The following is a 25,072-nucleotide window of genomic DNA, read 5'->3' as shown; positions in this document are numbered from 1 at the left end:
CGCAATCATCGGCCTGACGGCCCGGATGGGACCCTCTTGAGAAAGTTCATCAGACTCGTGGCGACCGGCATCCGGATCATCAAGAGTGAAGGTCTCCCGTCTGCTCTGGCACGGACTCGGAAACGACTGGGCACCGACATCCTCGGGCAGTCGGTCGACATGGCAGTCAAGACGCGAGACGCTCTCGCCGTCGATTGGACGAACCCTCCACAGCACCTCGCGCGTCCGACCGTCGTCGGCTCGGGTCCGGTGACCATCGCCTGGCTGATGCCACCGCCAAGCGCAATGAGCGGTGGCCACCACAACCTGTTCCGCTTCATCGATTTCGCTGAGAAGGCAGGTCATCGCTGCCTGATCTACTTTTACACGAACACGCCGATCGTCGTGAACATCCCGGATATGAAGGCGATGCTCGACGGCTCACCGGCCTATCCCAACCTCTCTGCCGAGATGGCGATGTACGACGACGACGCGGGGGTCGACCCGTCAGTGCAGGCGATCTTCGCGACCTCGTGGGAGACGGCGTATCCGGTCTATCTCGACAAGTCGACGGCGCGACGCTTCTATTTCGTTCAGGATTTCGAACCATCGTTCTTCCCCGCAGGGTCGGAGGAGATCCTCGCCTCCAACAGCTACCGTTTCGGCTTCCACGGGATCACAGCCGGCGGCTGGCTCTCCCGCAAGCTCCACGACGAGTTCGGTATGCCGACCGATCATTTCGACTTCGCTGTCGACAAGGAGACGTACTTCGTTACGAACAACGAACCGCGCAACGAGGTCTTCTTCTATGCGCGTCCGGTGACCCCGCGCCGGGGGTTCGAACTCGGCATCCTCGGTCTCCAGGAGTTCGCGCGTCGTCGGCCCGATGTCACGATCAACCTCGCAGGATGGGATATCTCGAGGTGGACGGTCCCTTTCCCCCACGTCAATCTGTCTGGGCTGGCGATCTCGCAGCTGAATGACATCTACAACCGCTGTGCCGCGGGTCTGGTGATCTCGGCGACCAACATGTCCCTCCTCCCGCTCGAGCTGATGGCGAGCGGTGTGGCGCCGGTGGTCAACGACGCGCCCAACAATCGCCTCGTCTCCGACAACCCGTACATCGAGTACGTCGCACCGACTCCGTCGGCGATCGCCGACCGACTCGTCGAGGTGCTGGACCGCCCGGATGCAGCCGAGCGATCCGTCAAGATGTCCGATTCTCTGAACGATGTCACCTGGGAACGCTCGGGAGGGCAATTCGTCGAGGCGTTCGAACGAGCCATGCGTGGCTAAGGCGCTCGTGATCGGGGCGAACGGGTTCCTCGGCTCGCACCTGGTGGATGCCCTGTCCGGCGCCGGACATCGCGTGACGGCATTCGACCGATTCAGCTCACAAGAGCCGACGTTCGATGCCACGGGGGTCACGATCGTCCGTGGCGAGTTCCTCAGTCGCGGCGACCTCGAGGCAGCGGTGGCGGGTCAACAGCTCGTCTTCCACTTTCTGTCGTCCACGAACCCCGCGACCGCGGAGAACGACCCCACACTCGACATCCGCACCAACGTCGCCCAGACGGTGGAGCTGCTGGAAGCCTGTGTCGCTGCCGGCACGGAGCACCTGTACTTCGCCTCGACCGGGGGCGCGATCTATGGTCCCCAGGGGCGGTCCGAATACGTCGAAGACGATCACACCCTTCCGGTGTCGCCGTACGCGATCGGCAAGCTGGCCATCGAGAACTACCTCAGGTACTTCAGAACCGTGCATGGGCTGAACTCGACCATCCTTCGTATCTCCAATCCCTATGGGACCCGGCAGCGGGCTCACAGGAGGCAGGGCCTCATCCCGATCGCCCTCCGTCAGATCGCGCTGGGTCTCGCCGTCGATCGTTTCGGTGACGGGAGCATGGTCCGCGACTACCTGTACGTCGAGGACCTGGTTTCGATGATCGGCACTCTGGTGGCGGGGACGCCGCGATTCGACACCTACAACCTGGGCAGCGGCACGGGGCACTCCGTGACCCAGATCCTGGATGCCCTGCGTCGCGTGACCGATGTCGATTTCGAGATCCGCCAACTGGCGGTACCCCCCACCTTCGTCGATCGGGTCGTGCTCGACACCTCGCGATTCCGGACCGAGTTCGGAGCGATGCCGTTGACCACTCTCGATGAAGGAATCCGCCGAACCTATCGCGAGATCAAGGGACAGTTGAGTGCCTGAGCAACCGACAGCCACCGTTGCGATCCTGACCTTCAACGGGGAGACGTATCTGCGGCGGATCCTCGAGGCGGTGTCCGCGCAGCGGCTCGCGGGCGGCATCGAGATCCTCGTGATCGATTCGGGGTCGACCGACTCGACCTTGGACATCGTCGCCGACTTTCCCGCTGTCGTGCTCCATCGCATCCCCAATTCTGAGTTCGGGCACGGTAAGACACGCAACCTCGCTGCAGAGCTGGCCACCGGTCGGTTCGTCGCGTATCTGACTCACGACGCGATCCCGATGTCGCCGCTGTGGCTGGAAGAGCTTCTCGCGCCCTTCGAATTGGATGAGAAGGTGGTCGCGGTGATGGGGAAGCAGGTGCCTCGCCCCAACTGCTTTCCCTTGATGAAGTACGACATCATCGGCGCCTTCGCCCAGTTCGGACCGGACTTCGGAACCACGCTCTTCTACCGTGGCGAGTTCGCGCAGGATGAGGCGACCCTTGGCGCCCTAGCCTTCTACTCCGACGTGAACTCGGCGGCGCGCCGGGCGTTCCTCGTCAACACGATCCCGTACCGCGACGTCCGGTACGCCGAGGACCAGCTGTTCGGACGAGACGTCATCGACGCCGGCTATCACAAGGCCTACGCGCCCCGCGCCGCGGTCGAGCACTCGAATGACCTGAACTATGACGAGTTCGGCGCCCGGATCTTCGACGAGACGGTCGGGTTGCGCCAGATCGGCACTGCCATCCCTCCGATGCGCCGACGCGCCGTGCTGCGCCGGGTCGTGCGCGGATCGTTGGCCGACTCCCTCCGGATCGCGCGCGACCCCGCCTTCGGCCTCCGCAGGAGGTTGTACTGGCTCGTGGTGAATCCCTTCTTCCATGTGCGGAAGTGGACCAGCTACCGACGCGCCACCACGGTCGATGTGAACGATGCTGCCGCCGTCGCCGCCGGATCCCTCGAGATGCGTCGCAAGAAGGTCTAGCCGAGCGCTTCGAAGGCGGCGAGCTGCGCGCGACTGATGGTCAGCGCGTCGCTTCCCGCAAGGACCGCCTTTTGCCAATCGATGGTCCACTCGACGCTGTCCGCAAAGCGAAGGCGGTTCCGCCATCCGAGCAAGCGTTCCGCCTTGGCGGCATCGAGCGCCAACAGGTTCGCCTCATGCGGCTTCTCACCGTCTGCCGTCGACCAACTCGCGCCGCCGCCCCAGTATCGGGCCGCGAGGTCGGCGAGCTCTCCGACGGTGACGAAGCTGTCGCGACCGGGACCGATATTCCAGGCACCCGTTCCCGTCCCCGCGATCAAGGCGTCGGCCACCGTGAGGTAGCCGTTCAGACAGTCGAGCACGTGCTGCCAGGGACGCACAGCACCGGGATAACGGATCTCAGCCGCGCTTCCCGCGACGAAGGAGGCGAGCAGATCCGGGAGCAGCCGGTCGTGGCTCACGTCACCACCGCCGATCACGTTCCCACCGCGGACGATCGCGGTCGGAGCGGCGGGAAAGCTCTTCACCCACGACTGGGTCAACAGGTCGGCCATCGCCTTCGACGCGCTGTACGGATCGTCGCCGCCGAGGGGATCCGACTCGGTGTAGCCGGCCTCGCGATCGACGTTCCGGTAGACCTTGTCGGTCGTGACGATGACCTGCGCGGAGACCGAGGGGGTGGCGGACACCGCCTCGAGGACGTTCAAGGTTCCGATGGCGTTCGTTTCGAATGTCTCGCGCGGGTGCGCGTACGATTCGCGAACCAAAGGCTGCGCTGCCAGGTGGAACACGACATCCGGGGCGACCGAGGTGATCGCCGCGGAGACCGCCGCCGCATCCCGGATGTCGACTCGGTGGTCCTGAGCCAGCAGTGCGCCGATGCCCGCGCGCTCGAACAACCCGCCGGGAAGCGGATCGAGCGCCAGCCCTGAGACGCGATGGCCGCGCTCCGTGAGCCAGAGCGACAACCATGACCCCTTGAACCCCGTGTGGCCCGTGATGAGGTAGTGCATCGGGCTACCTGTTGGCCGATTCCATGAACTCGATGATCGAGTCGGCGATGTAGTCCAGCATGGGGATCGTGAGTCCGGGATAGACGCCGACCCAGAAGGCGCGGTTCATGATGATGTCGGTATTGGTCATGTCCCCGACGACTCGGAAGTCGACGTTGCGGTACGCAGGCTGCTTCATGAGATTCCCCGCGAAGATCAGTCTGCTTCCGATCTTGCGCTCGTCGAGGAAGCGCTGAAGCGCGTTGCGATCGACCGGATGCTCGGGGTCGAGGGTGATCGGGAATCCGAACCACGACGGATCGGACTTCGGTGTCGCACGGGGGAGGATGAGGCCCTCGACGCCGCTGAGCCGGGAATGAAGGTGGCTGAAGTTGCGCTTGCGTGCATCCACGAAACCATCCAGCTTGGCGAGTTGCGAGAGGCCGAGCGCGGCCTGCATGTCGGTCGCCTTCAGGTTGTACCCGATGTGGCTGTAGATGTACTTGTGGTCGTAGCCGAGAGGCAGATCGCCGAGTTGCCACTCGAAGCGTTTGAAGCAGGTGTTGTCGTGGCCGGTCTCGCAGTAGCAGTCGCGGCCCCAATCGCGGAACGACTCGACCTGCTTACGCACCAGGGGCGACTTGACGAAAACGGCGCCGCCTTCTCCCGTCGTGATGTGATGCGCGGGGTAGAAGCTCACGGTGGCGGTGTCGCCGAAGCTGCCGGTCCGCTTGCCGTTGTAGGTTGAGCCGAGGGCGTCGCAGGAGTCTTCGACCAGCCAGAGGCCGTGCTCCTTGCACAGTTCCTGCACGACATCCAGGTCGAATGGGTTTCCGAGCGTGTGCGCCATCATGATCGCTTTGGTCTTCGGCCCGACGGCTTCTCGCAGCCGCTCGGCGATTGCGTCATAGGTGCCGAGCTCGACATCGACCACGACGGGTCGGAGGCCGTTCTGGATGATGGGGTTGACGGTCGTGGGGAATCCGGCGGCCACGGTCAACACCTCGTCGCCCGGCTTGAGGGCCCGCTTTCCCAGCTTGGAGCTGGTCAGGCCGCTGAGGGCCACGAGGTTCGCGCTTGAGCCGCTGTTGACGAACATCGCGCTTCGGCTGCCGACGTATTTCGCGAGCGCGCGCTCGAAATCGATGTGGAACCGACCGGCGGTCAGCCACCCATCCAGCGAAGAGTCGACCAGGGCGACAAGGTCCTCGGGGTCGAGCACCTTTCCCGAGACCGGGACAGTGCTCTCGCCGGCGACGAAGGTGCTTCGCGCGAGGGAGGTTGCTGCGAATGAACGGACCTGGTCCAGGATCTGCTGACGCTCAGCCGACTCAGTAATTGGGTATCTCCCCGAGATGCTCGAAGCGGACTTCCGATTCTACCGGCCATTGTGCGGCGCACGCTGTCACGGTGGCCGCCGCGCGGCCCCGCCGGATAGCCTGGCTCGTCGTGAAGGTCATGGTTTTCGGAGCGACGGGTTTCGTGGGGTCCTGGACGGTGCGCGCGCTGGCTGCGGCAGGCCACGACGCGATCGCTGTTCATCGCCCGAGCAGCGACCCTTGGCGCTTGCAGGGGGTCCCGGTCCGCCGCGCTCCGTCTATGAGCGACGGCTGGGCGGGCTTGATCGCCCGCGAGTCCCCTGACTGCATCGTCGCTCTCGACTGGGAGGGCGTTTCTGCATCCGAACGGGACCAAGAGTCTATTCAGTCGGGCAACATCGGCAGGCAAGCCGCTCTCCTGCGCGCCGCGGAGGAGTCCGACGTCGGGCGCGTCGTGGGCGTCGGCAGCCAGGCGGAGTACGGACCGATCGATACGAGGACTTCAGAGCAGACTCCGACGTCCCCCGTCACGGCCTACGGTCGAGCCAAGGTGCAGGCCTTTGAGCAGCTCGTGCGGGTTCGCGAAGCCGCCGATCGATCCTGGGTATGGGCGCGGGTCTTCTCGGTCTTCGGGCCGCTCGATAGCGACCGGACTCTCTTCCCCTCGATCGCCGACGCAGCAGCGTCGGGGACCCGTCTTACGATCCGTGAGGCTCGGCAGGGGTGGAGCCATCTTTACGCTTCCGACGCAGGCACGGCGCTCGCCGCTCTCGCCACGAACTCGTCGGCCGAAGGGGTCTACAACGTCGCGCACCCGGAGGCTCCCCCTCTGCGCGACTCGATATCGCTCTTCACCGACTATCTGGGAGGAGCGACGGCGCTGGAGTTCGCGCTGAATAAGGCGGCCGTACCTCCTCGCCTCGCGGGGGACACCTCGCGACTGGAAGCCCTCGGCTGGGTCGCGAGCGTGGAGCTCGCAACGGGGCTCGAACTCACCGCCCGATGGCTGAGCGGGTTGCCGGTCGCCGATCCATTCGATCCCTCGCGGACGCTCCCTGGGCGTCGGTGATTGCAGACGCTTGGCTCACAAAGCCGAGCTGACGACCAGTTCACTCGGGCGCCCCGGATACGCGAACGGCAGCGGCTGGTACCGGGGGGAATCGTCGTAAGGGAACTGATCGTGGATGAAGTGGTCGCTCTCGACCTTGGGAGTGATCAGGGCATTCGGCGGGATGACGAGCTCGATGAGTCGGAGTCCACGCTCGAAGAGCTCGCCGGTGATCTCCTCGACCGAGGCGATCCTCTGATAGGGCAGGCCGTATGCCGCGGCAATCTGCCCGAAATCCGGAGTGGAGTACCCGTCACCGCTTGCGAAGTGTCTGCTGCTCGTGTTCGAGTCCTGGAACTGCTTGATGATGCCATAGCCCGAGTTGTTGAAAAGGAGGATCGTGATCGGCAGCCCGTAGAAGGCGGCGGTCTGCAGTTCTTGGATGTTCATCTGAAGACCTCCGTCTCCGATGACGCAGACGACGTTGGCATCCGGATTGGCGAGCTGGGCCCCGATCGCCGCCGGGAGGCTGTAGCCCATCGGCGAGTTGCCACCCGAGGTGAACAGCAGGCTGTCGTCTGGTGCGTACGCCTGGAACAGCCAGGCGAGGTTCGCACCGGTGTCGGCGATCACGATCGCCTCCTGCGGGAGCAACGGCTGCAGTGCGGTGACCGCGCTGTACGGGTTGAACTCGCCCGGTTTCACCGATGCCTCCCAACCCGAGGAGTTGGATCCGCGGTCGGCTTCGATGAGCGAGACCCACGGTGCGCTGTCGTAGCTGAACTCGGTTCCCTCGAGCACCGACTCGATTCCGGCCAGATCGAATGCTGCCCCGTCGTAGCGGCGGTCGGCGTGGAACTTGCGGATCTCTTCGATGTCGATGTCGATGATGAAGAAGTCGGCAAAGGGCGCGTAAGCGCGAGGGTTGCCGGTGCGCTGACGGTTGTCGAGACGGCTGCCGAAGGACAGGATCCGATCCGCCGCGTTGACCGTCCAGTTCGCGTGGCGAGACCCGTACACCCCCTGTGAACCCTGATATCCCTTTCGGGAGCGATCCAGGTAGGTCAATCCCGCCCAGCTCGCGATGTACGGAATGTGGTGGGCTTCGCACCAGTCCTGCGCGATGCGAGCTGTCCCTGCGAGCCCGAGCCCGCCTCCGATGACCACGAGGGGTCGCTCGGCACCGGCGAGGAAGGATTCGAGCTGACTCGACAGCACGGCCGGCGGCGTGGTGTCTTCGGCTCGCTTCTCGACAGGAGCGAGCGCGATGGCGAAGTCGAGGTCGGTGGCCGGCTCCTGCTGAACGTTCATGGGCACATCGACAACGACGGGTCCCATCCGCCCGCTGATCGCGACTTCGAGGGAGTCGTGGAGCGCACGAGCGAGCTCGGAGACCGACGTGACCTTCACCGCGCTCTTCGTGATGGTCGAAACCATCGAGACGATGTCGGTCTCTTGGAAACCGGCCTGTCGAACGTCGGCCCCGATCGTCGTCTTGCTCTCGCGATCGTTCACCTGTCCTGTGATGTGCAGGGCAGGAATCGAATCGAACCACGATGATGCGATGCCCGTGATGAGGTTCGTTGCGCCCGGGCCGCTCGTGACCATGGTGACGCCGGCACGTCCGGTGGTCCTCCAGATCGCGTCTGCGGACATGGCGGCCGCCTGCTCGTGCTGGACGCAGACATAACCGGTGCCGGGATTGCGCCCGAGCGCGTCGATCATGAACGCACACGCCCCACCGTTGACGACGAAGACGTCAGAGAAGCAGTGCTCCTCCACGAAAGCTGCAATCAGGTCGGATCCGGTCGGATGCTTCGACATTTCGCGGTCGCTCATGCTCACCAACTCCTCCAGGGCGCGTTCCCCGAGTCCCACAGCTCATTCAACATCAGTGTCTCGCGATAGGTGTCCATGGGCTGCCAGAAACCCTGGTGCTTGTAGGCGGCGATCTGGTTGTCGGCAGCGAGACGATGCAACGGCTCCTCCTCGAGCACTGAATCGTCGTCGAGGTAGTCGAAGATCTCCGGTTCGAAGATGAAGTAGCCGATATTGATCCAGCCCTCGACCTGAGGCTTCTCCTTGAACCTCTTGACCGAACCATCCGCGTCGAGGTCGAGAACTCCGAAGCGGCTGAGGGGCTGCACTGTGGTCATCGTGGCGATCTTGCCGTGCGACTCGTGGTACTCCAGAAGGGCATCGATATCGACGTCGGCGATGCCGTCTCCGTAGGTGCAGAGGAACCGTTCGTCTCCGACGTACTTCTGGACCTTCTTGATGCGCCCGCCCGTCATGGTCGCGGCCCCGGTGTACGCCACGGTGACGCTCCAGTCGGACTCGTCATGCTCGCCGTGGTACTCGATGCTCTTCCGTGAGCCGAGCTTGACGGTGAAGTCGGAGTTCATGGCGTCGTAGTTGGCGAAGTAGTTCTTGATGATCTCGCTCTTGTACCCCGTGCAGATCACGAAATCCTGGATACTCTTCTGCCCGAGGATCTTCATGATGTGCCAGAGGACGGGGCGGCCGCCCACCTCGACCATCGGCTTGGGGCGGAACTCCGTCTCTTCCCGCATGCGCGTGCCGAGACCGCCGGCCAGGAGAACCGCTTTCATCGTTCAGACCCTCTTCGTCTTTGGCGGGGTCATCGAGCGAGTAGACCCACATGGTGTGCGCTCCTACCCTATGGTGGCCTGGGCGAACGCGCCCGAATCGGGTCGTTCAGTAAGCTGGACAGGCTTGATCGCACGAGCGAGCACCAGTACCGCGAGAGGATGACCGTCGCATGACCGTCATTGTTCAACTCCGCGGGGGCTTGGGCAAGGACCGCGGCCGTGCGCGGCGAAGGCCTCTACAACGAGGTATTGGCGATTCGCGCCTTCGCCTCAGCAGCGCTGCCAGGGTCATCCGTACAATCAGCTCGTTCAGTCGGTGGCCTGCGTTTCTCTCCTCTGCTCCCGGCGGCGCCGAGGAGCCCAAGGAATGGCTTCTGCCGGATTGGATGCAGCTTGGCCGGGACTGAGCTCCTTCACGCGGAATACCGAGCAGGCCGCAGCGTCGTGACGACGGGTCGAGCCGATGAGACGGCTCGGATGACCGTGTTCGTCGGGCTGTACAACGCGATCCCCTACTTCGATCACCTGTTGTCGCAGATCGAGTCCCAGACGGCCGGAGCGGTCCGCTGGCTCTTCGTCGACAACGCCTCCTCCGACGACACATGGAGTCGGCTGACGGAATGGTCGACGGCGGCTGATCGCGATATCACGATCGTGCGCAACGGCTTCAATCTGGGGGCAACCGGCTCGATCTTCGTCAACCTGGATCTGGTCACCACCGAGTGGGTGACCTTCATCCATCAAGACGACATCTACCTGCCGAATCACCTTCGCATCCTGGACGAGACCGCAGCTGCCGCGGCAGAGGACGTTGTCGGTGTCTTCTCGGACATGGCACGAGCCGACCACGAGGGGCGCGCCATCGGATCGTTCCCCCCGTTGATCTGGATGCTTCCCGATCTCGACCCGCCGACCGTGTTTCTGGCTCTGCTGCGGAATCACTGCATCCCCTGGTCGGCCCTCGCCGTGCGCACCCAGGTCTTCCGCGAGACCGAGGCCCCGTGGCACAGCACCGCGTTCCCAGACACCGAGATCACCATGCGGCTCGCGGGGCGGGGCCGATTCATCCACGTCGAGCGGGAGACGATGCGGTACCGCGACAACATGGCGAGTGAGTCGCGGTCGATCGACGATCGCGAGCGCAAGTTCGGTGCGACGGTGTCCTTGTTCCGCGTTTTCAACAGCGCCGAGTTCGCCTCCCTTGCGCGGGCCATCTCGCCGACAGACCGGGCATCATTCGTCACGGGGCTCTCGAACTCGATCACCGTCAGGCTCGGAGAGACGGACCGCGCTGCGCTCGTGAGGGCGGGCGCCCTCGAGCGACTCGAACAGCTGTGGGACAACTTCGAATCCACCGGTCTCGCGGAGCTGGCGGGCATCTACGGCGGGTTGGGGGCGACCGCGACTTCCGGCCTACTGGATCGGATGTCCGCCGCGGCGGGCGGTGATCCCGACCGATCGACATCGATCGCTCCGTTGCCTGAAGGCGGAATGGTGACGGCGACCGACCCGGCGAGCCCGGCGCGTGCCATCCCTTCGTTTCTGATGACGGCATATGAGCGCATCGGCCACCTCGTTCCGTACGGGATCCGTCGGGCAGCCGCGCGCATCGTGATCCGCCTGATCACGCGGGACAATCCCCTGAGCGCTTGGCGTTTCGAATGGCGGTGATCGCTCTCAGCGTCGTCGGGGCAACAGCCGCAGGCGATCTGGCCGGATACGCCGCAACAGAGTACGGCGTGTTGCTCGATCTCCTGCGCGAGCGCGGGCATCGTCTAGTTGAGCCCACAGGCACGGATGCAACCCATTTCGTGGCGATGGATCACGACCGGAGGAGTTTTTCGGCGATTGCCGATCGAGTGCCCCGCCACCGGCGGCAATTGATCGTTTTTGAACCACGAGTCGTGCTGCCGGACAACTACTGGGTGTCGGTCAGGGCGCAGTATGGCGACGTTCTGAGCGTCGGAGCCGAGAGCGCAACGCCAGGTATGGTGATCATCCCATGGCCTCAGCACGACTGGCGGGCCCATCCGACTCCTGCCGGAGAGCACGTCGCCGGGACATCGGTGCTGGTCAACTCCAACAAGATCTCGATGATCTCGGGGAGTCTCTACGGCTTGCGACGCGACGTGATCCGCGCGTTCGACCGGGATGACTTGCCGCTCACCCTTGCCGGATCGAACTGGTCACGTCGCGGGGCTCGAGTCCAGATCGAGAACGCACGTGCTCTCGCGTACGCGATCGTGAAGCGGGAGCGCATTGACCCCGGGGAATGGAGCTCTCGTCTGCCGCTCGGAGGCTCTGTCAACAACGTCGGCATCGTCGCAGACAAGCAGGCGGTCCTGGCGGAGCACGAGTTCGCGGTCGTGATCGAGAACAGCGCGAACTACGTCTCGGAGAAGCTCTTCGATGCGGTGATGGCCGGCTGTGTTCCGCTCTATGTCGGTCCTCCGCTGCAGCACATGGGCATCCCCGATGACGTCGCCATACAGCTGGGTCGCGCGCCGAAACCGGAGGCATTTACCGAAACGGTGCGGACTCTGGGCACCGCGCAGAAGGCGGGGGTGCTCCGGGCGGGCGCGGCATGGTTGGCCGACGACCAGACCTATCAGACGTGGGCGATGCCGCACGCCCTCGTCCGCTTGGCGAACGAGATTCATCAGACAATTGAGCGAGGAGCAGAAGAATCGTGAAGGTCGTGATCACCGGAGCCAACGGAATGCTCGCCTCGAGTGTTCGCGAGCAGTGGGCGAGAATCAGACCTGGGGACGAGATGGTCGGCATCAGCCGGGCTGACGCGGACCTCAGAGATAGAGCGGCTACCTTCTCGGTCCTCTCGAAGATCGCGCCCGACATCATCATCCATTGCGCGGCGAAGGTAGGCGGGATCGCGGCGAACGTCGCTCATCCGACCGAGTTCCTGCTGGACAACCTGTTGCTCGACACTTCCGTCATCGGCAGTGCCATCGAGCTCGGCGTGCAGCGCCTCCTCTACATCGGAAGCTCCTGCATGTACCCGAGGGACTACCGCCAGCCCCTGGTGGAGGGAGACATCCTCGCCGCCCCACTCGAGCCGACCAACGAGGGCTACGCCATCGCGAAGATCGCCGGAGCCAAGCTCTGCGAGTACGCGAGCGGTGAGCTGGGTCTCACCTACCGCACGATCATCCCCTCGAACTTGTACGGCCCGAAGGACGACTACAGCACGGGTCGAAGCCACCTGATCGCGGCCGCGGTCAGCAAGGTCCATGCGGGGAAGCAGGCGGGGGCGTCGAGCGTCGAGATCTGGGGTGATGGGACCGCGCGTCGCGAGTTTACCTACGTCGGCGATCTGGCCGAGTGGCTTGTCGGCGCCATCGAGGAGATGGGTGCATGGCCACCCGTTCTCAACGTCGGCTGCGGGTACGACCGCACGGTCACCGAGTTCTACGAGCTGGCGAGGGAGGTCGTCGGGTTCGAGGGCGGTTTCGTCTACGACACCTCGAAGCCCACGGGGATGCGTCAGAAGCTGATGGATTCGGCCGTGGCCAAGGGCTTCGGCTGGAACCCGTCGACCGAGCTGCGTGACGGGATCGCGCGAGCCTACGAGGTATTCTTGGCCGACGCCTCCGCCGCACCTTCGGAAATCTGATTCTCATGTCTGATTCGCACAGCCCTGCGCTGCCTCTGGCCACCTCCACCTGGGACGAGGACGAATACGCCGCGCTCCAGCGCGTGATCGCGAGTGGTCGCTTCACCATGGGTCCCGCGGTCCGGAAGTTCGAGTTGGAGTTCGCCGACCACTTCGGCGCCCGATACGCGGTCATGGTCAATTCTGGCAGCAGCGCGAACCTCGTCGCAGTGGCCGCCGCTGTGATCAATCCCGACATGGACCTCAACCCCGGAGATGAGGTCATCGTTCCGGCCGTCTCATGGGCGACCACCTACTATCCGCTGACTCAGCACGGCCTGACGCTGAAGTTCGTCGACGTCGACATCGACACTCTCAACATCGATCTTGACGCCGTGGAGGCGGCAGTCGGGCCGCGGACCAAGGCAGTGTTGGCGGTCAATTTGCTGGGCAACCCCGTCGACTTCACACGCCTCGTCGAGATCTGTCGACAGCATTCTCTGCTGCTGATCGAGGACAACTGCGAGTCGATGGGCGCGACGCTCCAGGGTCGCGCCGCCGGAACGTTCGGTGTGCTGGGCACCTTCAGTTCCTTCTTCTCGCACCACATCTCGACCATGGAGGGTGGCATGGTCCTGACCGATGACGAGTACCTCTATCAGGCCATGGTGTCGACCCGTGCTCACGGTTGGACCCGCGAGCTTCCCGATGACAACCTCGTTTACCCGAAGTCCGGAGACGCCTTCGAGGATCTCTTCCGGTTCGTTCTTCCCGGCTACAACGTCCGTCCGTTGGAGATGTCGGGGGCTCTCGGCACCGAGCAACTCAAGAAGCTCCCCGCGATCGTTGCGGGGCGTCGAGCCAACGCGGTCGATTTCATAACGCGATTCTCGGGCCGTGACGAGCTGAGGGTGCAGAAGGAGACCGGCGACAGCAGCTGGTTCGGCTTCTCGCTGGTTCTCGAGGGCAGGTTGGCGGGGCGTCGCAAGGACGTGGTGGCGGCATTCACGGCCGCTGGAATCGAGTCGCGCCCCATCGTCACCGGAAACTTCACTCGAAATCCCGTTCTGAAGCACTTGAAGCACGTGCCTCTCCCTCCGTTGCCGAACGCCGACAAGGTGCACGACGACGGCCTGTTCATCGGCAATCATCACTATCCCGTTGCTGACAAGTTCGCGCTGGTGGATGAAGCGCTCGCCGAGGTCCGCTGAGTTCAGTCGGTCAGAGCCGTCGTCGACGGCGGGATCGCATGAGGAGCGGTCGCGGGTGTGGCGCTCGCGCGGCTGATCTCCCTGATCAGGATGATCGTGGCACCGGCGAATGCCAATGAGCCCACGATCCAGACGGTCATAGGGCTGATCTGGATCGGCCACCACCACTCGATGTTCCGATTCAGGTTCAGTCCGCCGACGTCAATTCCGGTGATGTAGCGACGCATGTTCTCGTGCAGGGCCACCGACTGAGCAACGATCACAGCGACGGCAATGAGGATCAACTGCAGCCGGGAGAAGCGCACGAACCAGTGCCCGACGGGCAACAGCGCCAGTCCGACGAATAGGATGATGAGCGGCAGCAGGTAGCGCGGCTGCACCGCCTCTCCGACCATGCTCCGCCCTTGCTGCAGTACGTACAGGGGAAGCAGCCAGAGCACCAACCCCACGATGCCCACCGAGGTGAGCTTGCGTCGGGACACCTTGGCGAGACCCGAGAAGACGACCACCAAGATCGCGCCAACTGCACCGAAGATCACGATCCAGGGCATCGGCGTGTCGACCCAGCCGAGTTGCCAGACCCCGAAGGCTCCGACCCACAGCTGCTGCACATTCTCGAGGTTGTAGAGCAGGATCGTTGACAGGCTCGCAGGGGCCGCACCGGGAGTGTTGAGCCCTGTCGATGCCACCGAGGACTGGCCCGAGGTCAGGTAGAAGATTCCAGACATGATCGCGAGACCGATCGGCAAGATCGCGGCGAGATAGAACGACCGGGTGCGCCGGAAGGTCAGAACGAAGACCACCGCAATGCTGATCACCGCGTAGACCGCGGAGTCAGCACGCGCGCCTGCAGCCATGATGGTCGCGATGGTGACGATCGCGCCGAGTCCGATCCGGCGCCGTCCCGCCGTTTCGAAGTAGCCGAGAAGAGCGATCCAGAGCGACCCGATCCCGATGATCGACCACGCGCTGGGGTTGTTCGATGCGAGCAGGAACAGCCCGAGCGGCACGGTCGTGACGAGCCAACTCCAGATCAGCGTCGGGCGCCTGATGCGCGGCAGAAGCAGGAAGAGCGCTGTCGTGAGCGCGACGAAGAGTGCCGAGTTCACGATGCGCATCACAATGACCGACAGCAGGATGTTGTCGCCGACGAACAGGCTCATCGTGGCGTAATATACCGGCGGGTAGCTGCCCGTGAAACTCCCGCGATCGGTGAGCACCTTCTTGGAGGGGTCGAGCGAGAAGTAGCTGCTCTGACAGGCTGCACTGACCCCGGACTTGAAGTTGTAGCAGTACGGAGCGCGATGAACTGCCTCGGGCACGTACCGCTCGTCTGCCTTCGGCCCAGGTTCGCATGCCGCAGTGTTGGCGGAGTTCGCGCACCAGATGCTGGCGAGATGGTAGTCGTCATCGGGGCTCGACCCGATCGGCGAAGCGAGCGACCACGCCACGAGAGCGAGCAGTGCGAGCACCGGCGCAAGGTACAAAGCACGGAAGCGCCGTCGTCGGCGGTCGAGTCCGCTCGTCCCGACCGATGCCGATCGGGAGGGTCTTACCTTCACTTCGGGTCCCCTGATTCGTCATGCTTGCGCGGTTCGGACGGCTCGCGCTGCGCCTTCTCTTCCAGATCGACGGCGACTCGCTGAACCACCCGCCGCAACTCGTCTCGAGTCCTCGCGAGTTCGAGGCTCAATTGCATGAGAAGAAGTAGTACGACGAAGAAGGCGGAGAAGAAGAGCAGATTGATCGGTTGTGCGATGCCGAAGAAGTCGGCGACTGCCGCCAAGATCTGCGGGAAGAACGACAGCACTACGCTGACGGCCGCGGCGACCAGCCAGATCACGGCGTATTTCTCGGGGAGGAAGTAGAAGCGCAGCAGGAGCAGTACCGAGATGAGGAACACGATCGACAGGATGATCGCGAGAGCCTGGGGATTCATTCGACCTTCGCTTCTTCACGCTTCTTCGCGATGCTCGGGGGCGCGTTTCGAAAAGTGGCCAGTACGAGGATCAAAAAGATCCGCCCGGTGTAGAGGAAGGCGCGGAGGAAAGATTGCGAGGGGAGCCCCGCGAAGCGCTCGTTCATCTGCACCGGTACCTCCTTGACTCGAAGCCCCTGCCGAGCAGCGAGAACGATGGACTCCACCGTGTCGCCCAGGTACTCCACCGGGTAGTGCTGTGCGAATAAGGCGATCGCGCGAGGTCCGCTCGCGCGGAATCCGGACGTGACGTCGGTCAACCGTGAACGCGCGTAACGCGACACGACCCAGGCGATGATGCGCATGACGTTGCGTCGCGCCCAGGTCGTGCGAAAGTAGCCGCCGTCGGCGAACCGACTCCCGATCACGATGTCGAAGTCGCCCATGTCGTCGAGCAGCAACTGCAGGAACTCCGGGCGGTGCTGACCGTCGGCGTCGAATTGGATGAGGCGCTCATAGCCGCGCCGCGCGGCGTATTGGAACGCCGTGCCCATCGCCGCGCCGACTCCGAGGTTCACCGAGTGCCGCAAGACGTGGACGCCGGCCCCCTGCGCGATCTCGAAGGTGCGGTCAGTCGAACCGTCGTCGACGACGACCACATCGTCGAGGTCGAAATGACCCGCCACATCTGCGATCACCTTGCCCAGCGAGTCCTGTTCGTTGAACGCCGGGATGGCGATCAGAGTCTTCACGGGGTATTCCAGGGCGCGATCCCCGGGACGTCGACAACATGCCCATCGAGTTGGGCGAGATCGTGGTCGACCATGATCTGAGCGAGCTGCTGCGGAAGCACCGTTGCCTTCCACGCCAGCTGGGCATGCGCCTTGGACGCGTCGCCGATCAGCGAGTCGACTTCGGTCGGTCGGAAGTAGTTCGCATCGGTGCGCACGTATTGCTCCCATTCCAGCCCGGCGTGTTCGAAGGCGAATCGGACGAAGTCTTCAACGCTGTAGTCGGTTCCAGTCGCGACGACGTAGTCGGTGGCCTCCGGCTGCTGCAACATCTGCCACATCGCGACGACGTATTCCGGGGCGTAGCCCCAGTCGCGTCGGGCGTGCAGATTGCCGAGATAGAGCTCGTCCTGACGGCCGGCTTTGATCCTCGCGACTGCTCGCGTGATCTTGCGCGTCACGAAGGTCTCGCCGCGCCGCGGACTCTCGTGGTTGAAGAGGATTCCGTTGACAGCGTAGATTCCATGCGCCTCGCGGTAGTTCTTCGCCATCCAGTACGAGTAGACCTTCGCCGCCGCATACGGGGACCTCGGGTAGAACGGGGTGTCTTCGCCCTGCGGGGGAGGCGTCGCTCCGAACATCTCTGAGCTCGATGCCTGGTAGAACCGCACAGGCAATTCGGTCTGCCGGATGGCCTCGAGCAGGCGAGTCGTTCCCAGTCCGGTGACGTCGCCGGTGTACTCGGGCTCGTCGAATGAGACGCGCACGTGGGACTGAGCCGCCAGATGGTAGATCTCATCAGGCTGGATCTGCGCGATCAGGGTCGAGAGGCGTGACCCGTCGGAGATGTCGGCGTAGTGCAAGTGCAGCTTTGACGCGAGATCGTGGGGGTCTCGGTAGATGTGGTCGATCCGCACGGTGTTGAAGGTGGAGGCCCTGCGGATGAATCCGTGGACTTGATAGCCCTGTGAAAGGAGAAGCTCCGCCAGATAGGAACCGTCCTGTCCCGTGATTCCGGTGATGAGGGCCGTCTTGGCGGGAGCCATGCTGGACATTGTGTGGACCTGCCTTGTCGAGTGAAATCGGCACGGTCAGCTTATCCGTGTTCGCCCGGGGCAGCGGTCAACCCGCTCAACGGACCGTCGGATAGGCTCGAGTTCATGTTTCCGGCGGTTCGCATCTCGATGCGGCAGTTCTCCCGCACCGAGCGCCGGAAGTTCATCGCGCTGCTGGTGGCGAGAGCCCTCACCGGGGTGCTCGACATCCTCGGGGTGCTCCTCATCGGCGTGATCGCCGCGATCGCGGCGGGGACACTCTCGACCGGTGCGGCGTCCAAGATCACGATCCTGGGCTTCCCGCTCAGCTCACTCGGACCGCAGTACCTTCTGCCTCTCGCCGGCGTGACTCTCGCCTTCTTCATCGTCAAGGCCGCCCTGGCCGCCGCCCTGACGAAACGAACGACGACGTTCATAGCCGCGTTCGAGCACCGCACCTCGACTGCTCTCGTGTCGAGGATTCTGGGCGGCTCCCTCTCCGAGGTCGAGCGCTGGAGCAAGTCAGAGCTGAGCTACGGCCTCAACTACTCGATGAATGCGGCGTACGGTCGCTTGCTCAGCCATTTTGCGACCGTGACGACCGAGGGGTTCCTGCTCGTCCTGATCGCGGCAGTGCTCTTCGTCGTGAGTCCGGTGACGATGCTCGTGGTGGTCGGATACTTCGCGGTCATCGGCGCGATCATCCAGGTCTTCATCGGGCGTCGGCAGCAACGGGCGGGCGCAGTGATCGCCGAGTCGACCGTGCTCGCAACCGACGCTCTCGACGAAACCGTCGGGGCCTTTCGGGAGATCTTCACGATGGGCAGGCAGAACTTCTTCGTGGCGCGTTTCGGTCGTGCCCGAGCGGCCATGGCCTACGGCAACGCTGACAACCAATACCTCATGAGCCTTCCGCGCTACGTCGTCGAGGCGGCGCTCATGCTCGGCGCGGTCGCCCTCATCGCCTCGCAATTGCTGACCAACAACCTCGCGTCGGCCGCATCGACGCTCGGCATCTTCCTGACCGCCGGGTTTCGGATCATGGCGTCGCTGCTCCCGTTGCAGAACGCGGCGGGGTCGATCGGGCTCGTGTCGTCGGAGGCCGAAGTCGCGCATCGCCTTCTCGCGAGCTACCCAGCTCGTCCGGCCGAGTCCTCCACGCTCGTAGTCGCGGAGCCGGCGCCAACAGGGCACGAACCCGGCGGCTTGACGGTCGAACTCAAGGATGTGTTCTTCCGCTACGACGGCGCATCCGAGGACGCGCTCTCTGCGGTTGATCTCACGATTCCTGCGGGGACCTACACGGCCGTGATCGGGGCTTCCGGCGCGGGCAAGAGCACCCTCGCCGATCTGCTGCTCGGCCTCATCCAACCGGCGAGGGGCACGATCACTCTCGGCGGTGCGACCCCGCGTGAGCTCGACACTTCCGCGCCGGGCTCGATCGCCTATGTCCCGCAGAAGCCGGGACTCGTCAGCGGATCGATCGCCGAGAACGTCGCCCTCGGGCGCGACCTCGATGAGATCGATCTTGAGAGGGTCGACTGGGCGCTCGCGCAAGCCAACCTCGACGCTTTCGTCGCGGGACTCGACAGCGGGGTCTTGACCTCAGTCGGAAAGCAGAACAACGCGCTCAGCGGCGGGCAGATCCAACGACTCGGCCTCGCGCGAGCGCTCTACGCTGACCCGCGGCTGCTCGTGCTCGACGAGGCGACCAGCGCCTTGGACGCGGAGTCCGAGTCCATCGTCGGGGAGTCCCTGAAGAAGCTCTACGGCAAAGTCACTCTCGTCGTGATCGCCCATCGGCTCTCGACGGTGCAGCACGCCGATGTGGTCCACCTGGTCGACGGGGGCCGCATCGTCGCGTCCGGCCCGTTCGCGCAGTTGGTGAAGACGGTGCCGCAGGTGGCTCACTACGCCGAACTGATGTCGCTCGACGAAGAGAGATCGTAGAAGGCGAAGGCGTACGACCGGCCGATCCGATCGTCGAGGCGCGTGCGCGCCGTTTCAGCGTTGATGGCGGCGGCCGCGTCGACCAAGGCATCATCGCGCACCACCCGGGCAAGATCCTCTGCGAGGGAATCGGGGTCGTCCGGATCGATACTGAACCCGCTCAAGCCCGAGGTGATCCATTCGCTTGCACACGAGGTGTTGGTCTGCAGGGGGAACGCGCCGTTGACCATCGACTCGAGGAGCGAGGTGCTGATCCCGTCGGAGAGAGACACCCCGACGTATGCGCGAGCTGAGGCGAAGATGTCCATCATCTGATCGTGGGACAACGACTTCTTGGAGTGCCAGCTGATGTCGAGCCCGGTTCGCTTGGCAACGCCGGCGGCGAACCGCTGGGTCGTCAGATTGGCCGAGAAGATCACGATCCGAAAATCTTTCAGCTGGTCTTTCAGGCGTTCGATGACCTTCAGGGCGATGATCGCGCGTCCGACCCAGCCCTGGTAGCCCTTCACCGCGATCACGTGCCGGGTCGACGGCGCGCTCGTCGGCCGCGCCAGCACCTGCCGAGGGAATCCGCCGGTGTTGGGAAACACCGGGAATGCGAGGCCGCGGAAGCCGAGGGCTCGAGCGAGGTCGACATCGCGTTGGCATTCTGCCGAGTAGAAGGCGGCCTGTTCGAGCAGATGCGCGAGCCGTCGACGGTGCGACGGGTACTGCTGGAACCAGAAGATGTCGCTGCCCCAGTTCGTTGCGATGAACGGGGGATGTTTGGAGAGCCGATCGATCGCGCGACTCGTGATGTAGCCGCCGTGCTGTAGCTCGAGCGCGTGAATGTAGTCAGGGCTGACGCGTCGAAGCACGCGCCGGAGCAGGAGGCCCCTGACGCGGTCTCGAAAGATCAGGTCCAGCCCCCAGAGCGGGATCGACAATGCGCCGGCGAACGGGACGACCCTGACCGTCATGTTCTGCTCTCCGGCGGCCCACCCGGCGATCAGAGGGTGAAGTCGGCGGTTCGGGGTGGAGGGGAAGAGCACGAAGTCGATGGGCTGATCGACGAACTGACCGATCCACCGTGCCGTGTGAATGCTGTCGGCCATGCAGACCAGTACGGCGGTTCGACGCGGTGCGTCGACATTCATCCTTCGTCGAGATCCGGTCGTCGAATCCCGGCCCACGCGTGGTGGCGCCCCACGGTGGAGAGGATGAACCGCAGGACTCGGGTCGACACATCATCGACCTCGTACCCGGCGGGAAGAGTGTTGCGAGGGGGCTGCGAGGTCGCCTCCTCGATTCCCGCGATGACCTCGTCGCGCCTCAGACCGGTCATGACGATGCTGCCGGCGTCCAGCGCCTCTGGCCGCTCCATCGAGTCGCGGATCGTGATCGCCGGGAAGCCGAGGAGCGCGGACTCCTCGCTGATGGTGCCGCTATCCGAGATGACGCAACGTGCCGACAGCTGCAGCTTGTTGTAGTCGAGGAAGCCGAACGGTTGGTGAAAGACGACGCCGTCGGTTTCGGTGAATCCCGGCAGCGCCTCCAGCTGGCGACGAGTGCGCGGATGCGTCGAGACCAGCACCGGCAGCCCCCATTTCTCGTGAACGGCCTTCAACGTGGCCAGAAGCTCCGTCAGGCGCTGCGGTGAGTCCACGTTCTCCTGGCGGTGCGCGCTGACCAGGAAGAAGGACTTCGGCGAGAGTCCGAGCCGATCGAGAACATCCGACGAGTCGATCTTCTCGCGATAGAACTCGAGCACCTCGCGCATCGGCGAGCCAGTCATCGACAGTCGTCGCGGATGAAGACCCTCGGCGATCAGATTGCGATGCGAATACTGGTTGTAGGGCATGTTGAAGTCCGAGACGTGATCGACCATCCGACGGTTGATCTCTTCGGGGACGTTCTCGTCGAACGATCGGTTGCCGGCCTCCATGTGGTATACCGGGATGTTCATCCGACGGGCCATGAGGGCAGAGACCGCACTGTTCGTGTCGCCCAGGATGAGCACGCCATCGGGCTTCACCTCGAGGAAGACCTTCTCGATCTTGATCAGCGTGTCGCCCAGCACGCTGCCCAGCGACGAGGTGTCCACGTTGAGGAAGTGGTCGGGGGTGCGAACGCCCAACTCTTCGAAGAAGATCTCGTTCAGCTGGCGGTCATGATTCTGACCGGTGTGCACGAGGACGTGATTGACCGCTCCATCCAGCCGCGGGATGATCCGCGAGAGCCTGATGATCTCGGGCCTGGTGCCGACGATGGTCACGATAGTGGGGATCTTCACGAGGTGCGGCTGCCAATCAGTTGCTGGATCTCGGGGAGGGTTTCGAGCAGAGCGACCGTCTCCTCCACGCCGAGGCGGGTGGTGTTGTGCGAGGTGTACGCCTCGAGAGGAGCCTGCTGTTCGCCCTCTTCGAAGTACGGGGCGTAGTCGAGGGTGCGCGTGTCGAGGGGGACGCGGTAGTAGTCACCGAAGTCCTGAGCGTGCGCCATCTCCTCTGTGCTGAGCAGGGATTCGTAGAGCTTCTCGCCGTGGCGGGTTCCGATGACCGTCACATCGGGATCGTCGACCCCGGCGATCCGGGCTACCGCCGCGAGAAGGGTCGCGACAGTGCTGGCGGGGGCCTTTCGTACGAACAGATCGCCGGTGTCCGACTGAGTGAACGCGTACTCGACCAGGTCGACCGATTGGGCGAGCGACATCAGGAATCGCGTCATCGTCGGATCGGTGATGGTGAGAGGCGCACCGCGCTTCAGCTGGTCGACGAAGAGGGGGATCACCGACCCGCGTGAGTACATGACGTTGCCGTACCGCGTGACCGAGATGGAGGTTGCCGCGTCGAGATTGTTGCGCGCATATGCCATCGCCGTTTTCTCCATGAGGGCCTTGGACATCCCCATGGCGTTGATCGGGTAGACGGCCTTGTCGGTACTGAGGCAGACGATCGACTTCACGCCGTATTCGAGCCCAGCTTGCAGTACGTTCGCGCTGCCGGTCACGTTCGTGGCCACCGCCTCCATGGGGAAGAACTCCCCAGAGGGAACCTGCTTGAGCGCAGCCGCGTGGAACACCAAGTCCGTTCCCCGGATCACCTGATTGACACTCTTCTCATCGCGGACGTCGCCGATGTAGAACCGCACGCGCGAATCCTGGATGGCGTGTCGCATCGCATCCTGCTTCGACTCGTCGCGACTGAAGACCCGGATCTCGGCCACATCCTGCGTGAGGAGGTGGCGGGTCATCGTCGACCCGAAGGATCCCGTCCCGCCGGTGATCGTCACGACCGAGCCCGGGATCTGTCTGCCGCTCATGACACCTGTCCTGTGTTCCCGCTCGTCTCGTGTTCCGCCAGTTCGCTGACCATCTCTACGATTCTAGGGATCGTCGGATAGCCCGCGTGGCGCCACAGGCGCTCGTTGCGCGCCGGGTCGATGGTCGTCAGGGTGCGATCGACCGGGGTGCCCGTCTGCCGAGGCTCGACCGTGACTCCCTCGCGGCCGTAGGCGCGCAGGATCATCGACGACAACTCCGACTTGTTGACATGGTCGGCGGGAACGACGTGAACCGTGCCCGCGAGGGGCTCGTCGCTGAGCAGAACGCCCGCGACGATTCGAGCGAATGCCAGTGTCGTGACCCCGTTCCACGTGTGGTCGGTGTAACCGGAGAAAGTGCTGCCGCTCGGGTGGGACAGCACCCATTCGAGCAGGTTCACGTGCGAGTCGAGTTCCGGCCCGATCACGGAACAACGGAGATTCAGCACGTTCGGGCTCGGGACCTCTCCCAGGCTCTTCGAGTGACCGTAGACGTCGAATGCGTCGTGATGGGATTGCTCGGAGTACCCACCTGTCGTCCCGGAGAACACGCAATCGGTGACGATCTGGATGACGCGGAATCCGCGTTCCTCGGCGAGCGCCGCCAGCGCGTAAGGGAAGGCGGAGTTCACGGCGATCGCCGCACGCCGGTCCGCGGCGCTGTTGTCGTCGATATGGTGTTTGATCAAGCCGAGCGAGTTGACGACCAGGTCTCCTGGCCCATACGGAGCGAGCACCTCCGCGAGATCATCGGCGCCCAGCCGGAACCGGACGAGACGGTCACGCAGCTCCGGGGGAGCGCCCTGGGGTTCGCGGCTCGTCCCGGCGACCTCGATGCCGAGCGTCGCGAGGTGCCGCATGAGGCCGAGCCCGATCATTCCGGCCCCCCCGAGGACGAGGACCGAGGGCAATGTCGCGCTCATCGGATCACCGATTCCAGGGTCCGTTCGAATGACTCGATGGCGCTCTCCTTCGAAAATGTCGCCTGGGCGAACTGCCGTTCCGTTCGCGAGATCCGCGCGAGGTCGGCGGGGTCGCCGGCGGCGAGCGAACTCGCGACGGCAGCGAGCTGCTCCGGTCCCGAGACCCAGGTGATGCCGGATTCCTCGCCGAGAACCCCGCGCAAGCCGGAGAGCGACGTCGAGACGGCGGGAACTCCCGCTGCCATGTACTGAAGCACCTTGTGCGGAAGAGCGACGTTGGTCAGCAACTCCGGTTCGAACGGGTTGATCGCGACGTCGCCGATGCGCAGGTACTCCGGCAGGTCTTGGTAGTCGATGATCCCGGTGAAGATGACGCGTTCCGTGAGGCCGAGCTCGTCGACGGTGGCCCGGAGCACCTCATCGAGCTCCCCACCGCCCACCAGGACCAGCCGCAGTTCGGGCCGCGCGGCGAACTCCGCAGCGAGGCCGCGCACCACGATGTCGAGGCCCGAGAAACTGAAGAAGCTGCCCATGTAGACGATGACCCGGTGTGAGGAATCCAGGCCGAGCTCCGCCCGAAGGTCGGTTCGGGGCTCCCGCGCGAAGTGCGACAGATCGAGAGGGGGAAGGTTGACCACGACGGGTCCCGTTCGTCCGGAGATCGAGGAGCAGTACTCGCCCATCGCCGGATTATTGGCGGACAGCAGGGTTGCGTTGCGGTAGACGAAGCGTTCGGCGGCCAGGACCAGTCGCGACACGATCGTGTTGCGGATCTTGTGCGAGACATCGAGTGCCCGGAACACGACAGGAACGCCGGCGCGTCGGGCAATCGATACCGCCTGCCACCCGGTTGTCGGCACAGCGTAGAGGACCACCAGGTCGTATCGACCGGATCTGATTTCGCGGCGGATCGTCGGCACATCGATGATCGGAGCGACGAAACGCTCGAGCGTCGAACCGCCCCAGGTGGGCGGGGTCACCAGTCGAAGCCGCGCATCGCGGTAGGCCCGTCCGCTGATCTCGCGAGTGTCGGACGCCGCCGATCGACGTGCGCGCCCCGAGCCTTCGGGAAACTGGAGGAACGTGACATCGTGGCCCCGCAGCGCGAGGAGCTCGGGAAACTCGTGCATCTCGTAGATGACCTTGTTCTCATAGCTCACCTCGTGGATGAACAGCACCCGCACGATGTTCCTCCCGAGTCGGCGGCCGGCCGGCCGGCCGCCGCACTTCGCCGTCTCAGACTACAAGAGGGCACCG

Annotated in this window: 22 protein-coding genes; 9 read left to right on the top strand and 13 right to left on the bottom strand. The window is 64.2% G+C overall.

The genetic code is table 11. The features are described 5' to 3' along the window. Nucleotides 1-159: 159 nt before the first annotated feature. Genes ACFPJ4_RS14305 through ACFPJ4_RS14295 form a run of 3 tightly spaced genes read left to right on the top strand, consistent with a single transcriptional unit; the run spans nucleotide 160 to nucleotide 3,167 of the window. A complete protein-coding gene (locus ACFPJ4_RS14305; protein WP_386741130.1) occupies nucleotides 160-1,275 on the top strand; it encodes a rhamnosyltransferase WsaF family glycosyltransferase in 1,116 nt (371 codons plus the stop codon). Beyond that, nucleotides 1,268-2,197 (top strand): NAD-dependent epimerase/dehydratase family protein, encoded by a 930-nt coding sequence (locus ACFPJ4_RS14300; RefSeq protein ID WP_386741129.1) that lies wholly within the window; start codon nucleotides 1,268-1,270, stop codon nucleotides 2,195-2,197. Before ACFPJ4_RS14305 ends, ACFPJ4_RS14300 begins: the two co-directional genes overlap by 8 nt. Next, the gene (locus ACFPJ4_RS14295; protein WP_386741128.1) at nucleotides 2,190-3,167 is read left to right on the top strand and encodes a glycosyltransferase family A protein; all 978 of its coding nucleotides are present in this window, start codon (nucleotides 2,190-2,192) and stop codon (nucleotides 3,165-3,167) included. The genes ACFPJ4_RS14300 and ACFPJ4_RS14295 overlap by 8 nt, the downstream gene beginning before the upstream one ends. Here the strand turns inward: ACFPJ4_RS14295 and rfbG are convergent. Then, nucleotides 3,164-4,180, bottom strand: a complete 1,017-nt coding sequence (gene rfbG / locus ACFPJ4_RS14290; protein ID WP_386741127.1) for a CDP-glucose 4,6-dehydratase — start codon at nucleotides 4,178-4,180, stop codon at nucleotides 3,164-3,166. The two genes, ACFPJ4_RS14295 and rfbG, sit on opposite strands and share 4 nt — an antisense overlap. A gap of 4 nt (nucleotides 4,181-4,184) precedes the next feature. Beyond that, nucleotides 4,185-5,498, bottom strand: coding sequence for a lipopolysaccharide biosynthesis protein RfbH (gene rfbH / locus ACFPJ4_RS14285; RefSeq protein ID WP_386741257.1), 1,314 nt, complete (start codon nucleotides 5,496-5,498; stop codon nucleotides 4,185-4,187). Between the two features lie 119 nt (nucleotides 5,499-5,617). On the opposite strand from rfbH, the gene ACFPJ4_RS14280 reads away from it, so the two are divergent. Further along, a complete protein-coding gene (locus ACFPJ4_RS14280) occupies nucleotides 5,618-6,547 on the top strand; it encodes an NAD-dependent epimerase/dehydratase family protein (protein WP_386741255.1) in 930 nt (309 codons plus the stop codon). Between the two features lie 15 nt (nucleotides 6,548-6,562). On the opposite strand, the gene ACFPJ4_RS14275 is transcribed toward ACFPJ4_RS14280, so the two are convergent. Next, nucleotides 6,563-8,365, bottom strand: coding sequence for a thiamine pyrophosphate-binding protein (locus tag ACFPJ4_RS14275; RefSeq protein ID WP_386741126.1), 1,803 nt, complete (start codon nucleotides 8,363-8,365; stop codon nucleotides 6,563-6,565). 2 nt (nucleotides 8,366-8,367) lie between these two features. Continuing rightward, nucleotides 8,368-9,138 (bottom strand): glucose-1-phosphate cytidylyltransferase, encoded by a 771-nt coding sequence (gene rfbF, locus ACFPJ4_RS14270; protein ID WP_386741125.1) that lies wholly within the window; start codon nucleotides 9,136-9,138, stop codon nucleotides 8,368-8,370. A gap of 477 nt (nucleotides 9,139-9,615) precedes the next feature. On the opposite strand from rfbF, the gene ACFPJ4_RS14265 reads away from it, so the two are divergent. From ACFPJ4_RS14265 to ACFPJ4_RS14250, 4 genes are read left to right on the top strand one after another with little or no spacing between them, the layout of a single operon-like run. Next, on the top strand, nucleotides 9,616-10,809 hold the full coding sequence (locus ACFPJ4_RS14265) for a glycosyltransferase (protein ID WP_386741124.1): 1,194 nt from the start codon (nucleotides 9,616-9,618) through the stop codon (nucleotides 10,807-10,809). Next, nucleotides 10,800-11,831: a hypothetical protein gene (locus ACFPJ4_RS14260; protein WP_386741123.1), complete on the top strand. Its 1,032-nt coding sequence runs from the start codon at nucleotides 10,800-10,802 to the stop codon at nucleotides 11,829-11,831. Before ACFPJ4_RS14265 ends, ACFPJ4_RS14260 begins: the two co-directional genes overlap by 10 nt. Continuing rightward, entirely contained in the window at nucleotides 11,828-12,769 is a 942-nt protein-coding gene (locus tag ACFPJ4_RS14255; RefSeq protein ID WP_386741122.1) for an NAD-dependent epimerase/dehydratase family protein, read from the top strand. Before ACFPJ4_RS14260 ends, ACFPJ4_RS14255 begins: the two co-directional genes overlap by 4 nt. A gap of 5 nt (nucleotides 12,770-12,774) precedes the next feature. Then, nucleotides 12,775-13,959: a DegT/DnrJ/EryC1/StrS family aminotransferase gene (locus ACFPJ4_RS14250; protein WP_386741121.1), complete on the top strand. Its 1,185-nt coding sequence runs from the start codon at nucleotides 12,775-12,777 to the stop codon at nucleotides 13,957-13,959. Between the two features lie 2 nt (nucleotides 13,960-13,961). On the opposite strand, the gene ACFPJ4_RS14245 is transcribed toward ACFPJ4_RS14250, so the two are convergent. The 4 genes from ACFPJ4_RS14245 to gmd all read right to left on the bottom strand — a co-directional run bounded on the left by ACFPJ4_RS14245 (nucleotide 13,962) and on the right by gmd (nucleotide 17,663). Continuing rightward, a complete protein-coding gene (locus ACFPJ4_RS14245) occupies nucleotides 13,962-15,431 on the bottom strand; it encodes a DUF2142 domain-containing protein (RefSeq protein WP_386741120.1) in 1,470 nt (489 codons plus the stop codon). An 86-nt stretch (nucleotides 15,432-15,517) separates the two neighbouring features. Continuing rightward, entirely contained in the window at nucleotides 15,518-15,898 is a 381-nt protein-coding gene (locus tag ACFPJ4_RS14240; protein ID WP_386741119.1) for a DUF2304 domain-containing protein, read from the bottom strand. Further along, a complete protein-coding gene (locus tag ACFPJ4_RS14235) occupies nucleotides 15,895-16,629 on the bottom strand; it encodes a glycosyltransferase family 2 protein (RefSeq protein WP_386741118.1) in 735 nt (244 codons plus the stop codon). Before ACFPJ4_RS14235 ends, ACFPJ4_RS14240 begins: the two co-directional genes overlap by 4 nt. Continuing rightward, nucleotides 16,626-17,663 carry a GDP-mannose 4,6-dehydratase gene (gene gmd / locus ACFPJ4_RS14230; RefSeq protein WP_386741117.1) on the bottom strand — a complete coding sequence of 346 codons (1,038 nt, stop codon included), beginning with the start codon at nucleotides 17,661-17,663 and terminating at the stop codon, nucleotides 16,626-16,628. The genes ACFPJ4_RS14235 and gmd overlap by 4 nt, the downstream gene beginning before the upstream one ends. A gap of 105 nt (nucleotides 17,664-17,768) precedes the next feature. Here gmd and ACFPJ4_RS14225 point away from each other — a divergent pair, with 105 nt between their 5' ends. Then, the gene (locus ACFPJ4_RS14225) at nucleotides 17,769-19,592 is read left to right on the top strand and encodes an ABC transporter ATP-binding protein (protein WP_386741116.1); all 1,824 of its coding nucleotides are present in this window, start codon (nucleotides 17,769-17,771) and stop codon (nucleotides 19,590-19,592) included. Here ACFPJ4_RS14225 and ACFPJ4_RS14220 read toward each other — a convergent pair. From ACFPJ4_RS14220 to ACFPJ4_RS14200, 5 genes are read right to left on the bottom strand one after another with little or no spacing between them, the layout of a single operon-like run. Further along, complete coding sequence (locus ACFPJ4_RS14220) at nucleotides 19,553-20,686, bottom strand: glycosyltransferase (protein ID WP_386741115.1); 1,134 nt, start codon at nucleotides 20,684-20,686, stop codon at nucleotides 19,553-19,555. The two genes, ACFPJ4_RS14225 and ACFPJ4_RS14220, sit on opposite strands and share 40 nt — an antisense overlap. A gap of 38 nt (nucleotides 20,687-20,724) precedes the next feature. Beyond that, nucleotides 20,725-21,864: a non-hydrolyzing UDP-N-acetylglucosamine 2-epimerase gene (wecB, locus tag ACFPJ4_RS14215; RefSeq protein WP_465262171.1), complete on the bottom strand. Its 1,140-nt coding sequence runs from the start codon at nucleotides 21,862-21,864 to the stop codon at nucleotides 20,725-20,727. After that, nucleotides 21,861-22,892, bottom strand: a complete 1,032-nt coding sequence (locus ACFPJ4_RS14210) for a polysaccharide biosynthesis protein (protein ID WP_386741114.1) — start codon at nucleotides 22,890-22,892, stop codon at nucleotides 21,861-21,863. Before ACFPJ4_RS14210 ends, wecB begins: the two co-directional genes overlap by 4 nt. Continuing rightward, on the bottom strand, nucleotides 22,889-23,815 hold the full coding sequence (locus ACFPJ4_RS14205) for a sugar nucleotide-binding protein (RefSeq protein WP_386741113.1): 927 nt from the start codon (nucleotides 23,813-23,815) through the stop codon (nucleotides 22,889-22,891). The genes ACFPJ4_RS14210 and ACFPJ4_RS14205 overlap by 4 nt, the downstream gene beginning before the upstream one ends. After that, the gene (locus ACFPJ4_RS14200) at nucleotides 23,812-24,999 is read right to left on the bottom strand and encodes a glycosyltransferase (protein ID WP_386741112.1); all 1,188 of its coding nucleotides are present in this window, start codon (nucleotides 24,997-24,999) and stop codon (nucleotides 23,812-23,814) included. The genes ACFPJ4_RS14205 and ACFPJ4_RS14200 overlap by 4 nt, the downstream gene beginning before the upstream one ends. Between the last annotated feature and the right edge of the window lie 73 nt (nucleotides 25,000-25,072).

The sequence above is a fragment of the Lysinimonas soli genome, assembly GCF_042655435.1.
In the GTDB taxonomy this organism is placed as follows: Bacteria; Actinomycetota; Actinomycetes; order Actinomycetales; family Microbacteriaceae; genus Lysinimonas; species Lysinimonas soli.
This window is presented reverse-complemented; position numbering and strand designations above follow the sequence as displayed.

What these genes read in the sequence shown, in the direction of transcription:
- ACFPJ4_RS14225 (WP_386741116.1), top strand. Translation starts at nt 17,769, where the DNA reads ATGTTTCCGGCGGTTCGCATCTCGATGCGGCAGTTCTCCCGCACCGAG.
- ACFPJ4_RS14240 (WP_386741119.1), bottom strand. Translation starts at nt 15,898, where the DNA reads ATGAATCCCCAGGCTCTCGCGATCATCCTGTCGATCGTGTTCCTCATC.
- ACFPJ4_RS14220 (WP_386741115.1), bottom strand. Translation starts at nt 20,686, where the DNA reads ATGGCCGACAGCATTCACACGGCACGGTGGATCGGTCAGTTCGTCGAT.
- ACFPJ4_RS14205 (WP_386741113.1), bottom strand. Translation starts at nt 23,815, where the DNA reads ATGAGCGCGACATTGCCCTCGGTCCTCGTCCTCGGGGGGGCCGGAATG.
- rfbG (WP_386741127.1), bottom strand. Translation starts at nt 4,180, where the DNA reads ATGCACTACCTCATCACGGGCCACACGGGGTTCAAGGGGTCATGGTTG.
- gmd (WP_386741117.1), bottom strand. Translation starts at nt 17,663, where the DNA reads ATGTCCAGCATGGCTCCCGCCAAGACGGCCCTCATCACCGGAATCACG.
- ACFPJ4_RS14265 (WP_386741124.1), top strand. Translation starts at nt 9,616, where the DNA reads ATGACCGTGTTCGTCGGGCTGTACAACGCGATCCCCTACTTCGATCAC.
- ACFPJ4_RS14305 (WP_386741130.1), top strand. Translation starts at nt 160, where the DNA reads ATGGCAGTCAAGACGCGAGACGCTCTCGCCGTCGATTGGACGAACCCT.
- rfbF (WP_386741125.1), bottom strand. Translation starts at nt 9,138, where the DNA reads ATGAAAGCGGTTCTCCTGGCCGGCGGTCTCGGCACGCGCATGCGGGAA.
- ACFPJ4_RS14210 (WP_386741114.1), bottom strand. Translation starts at nt 22,892, where the DNA reads ATGAGCGGCAGACAGATCCCGGGCTCGGTCGTGACGATCACCGGCGGG.
- ACFPJ4_RS14275 (WP_386741126.1), bottom strand. Translation starts at nt 8,365, where the DNA reads ATGAGCGACCGCGAAATGTCGAAGCATCCGACCGGATCCGACCTGATT.
- ACFPJ4_RS14250 (WP_386741121.1), top strand. Translation starts at nt 12,775, where the DNA reads ATGTCTGATTCGCACAGCCCTGCGCTGCCTCTGGCCACCTCCACCTGG.
- ACFPJ4_RS14280 (WP_386741255.1), top strand. Translation starts at nt 5,618, where the DNA reads ATGGTTTTCGGAGCGACGGGTTTCGTGGGGTCCTGGACGGTGCGCGCG.
- ACFPJ4_RS14260 (WP_386741123.1), top strand. Translation starts at nt 10,800, where the DNA reads ATGGCGGTGATCGCTCTCAGCGTCGTCGGGGCAACAGCCGCAGGCGAT.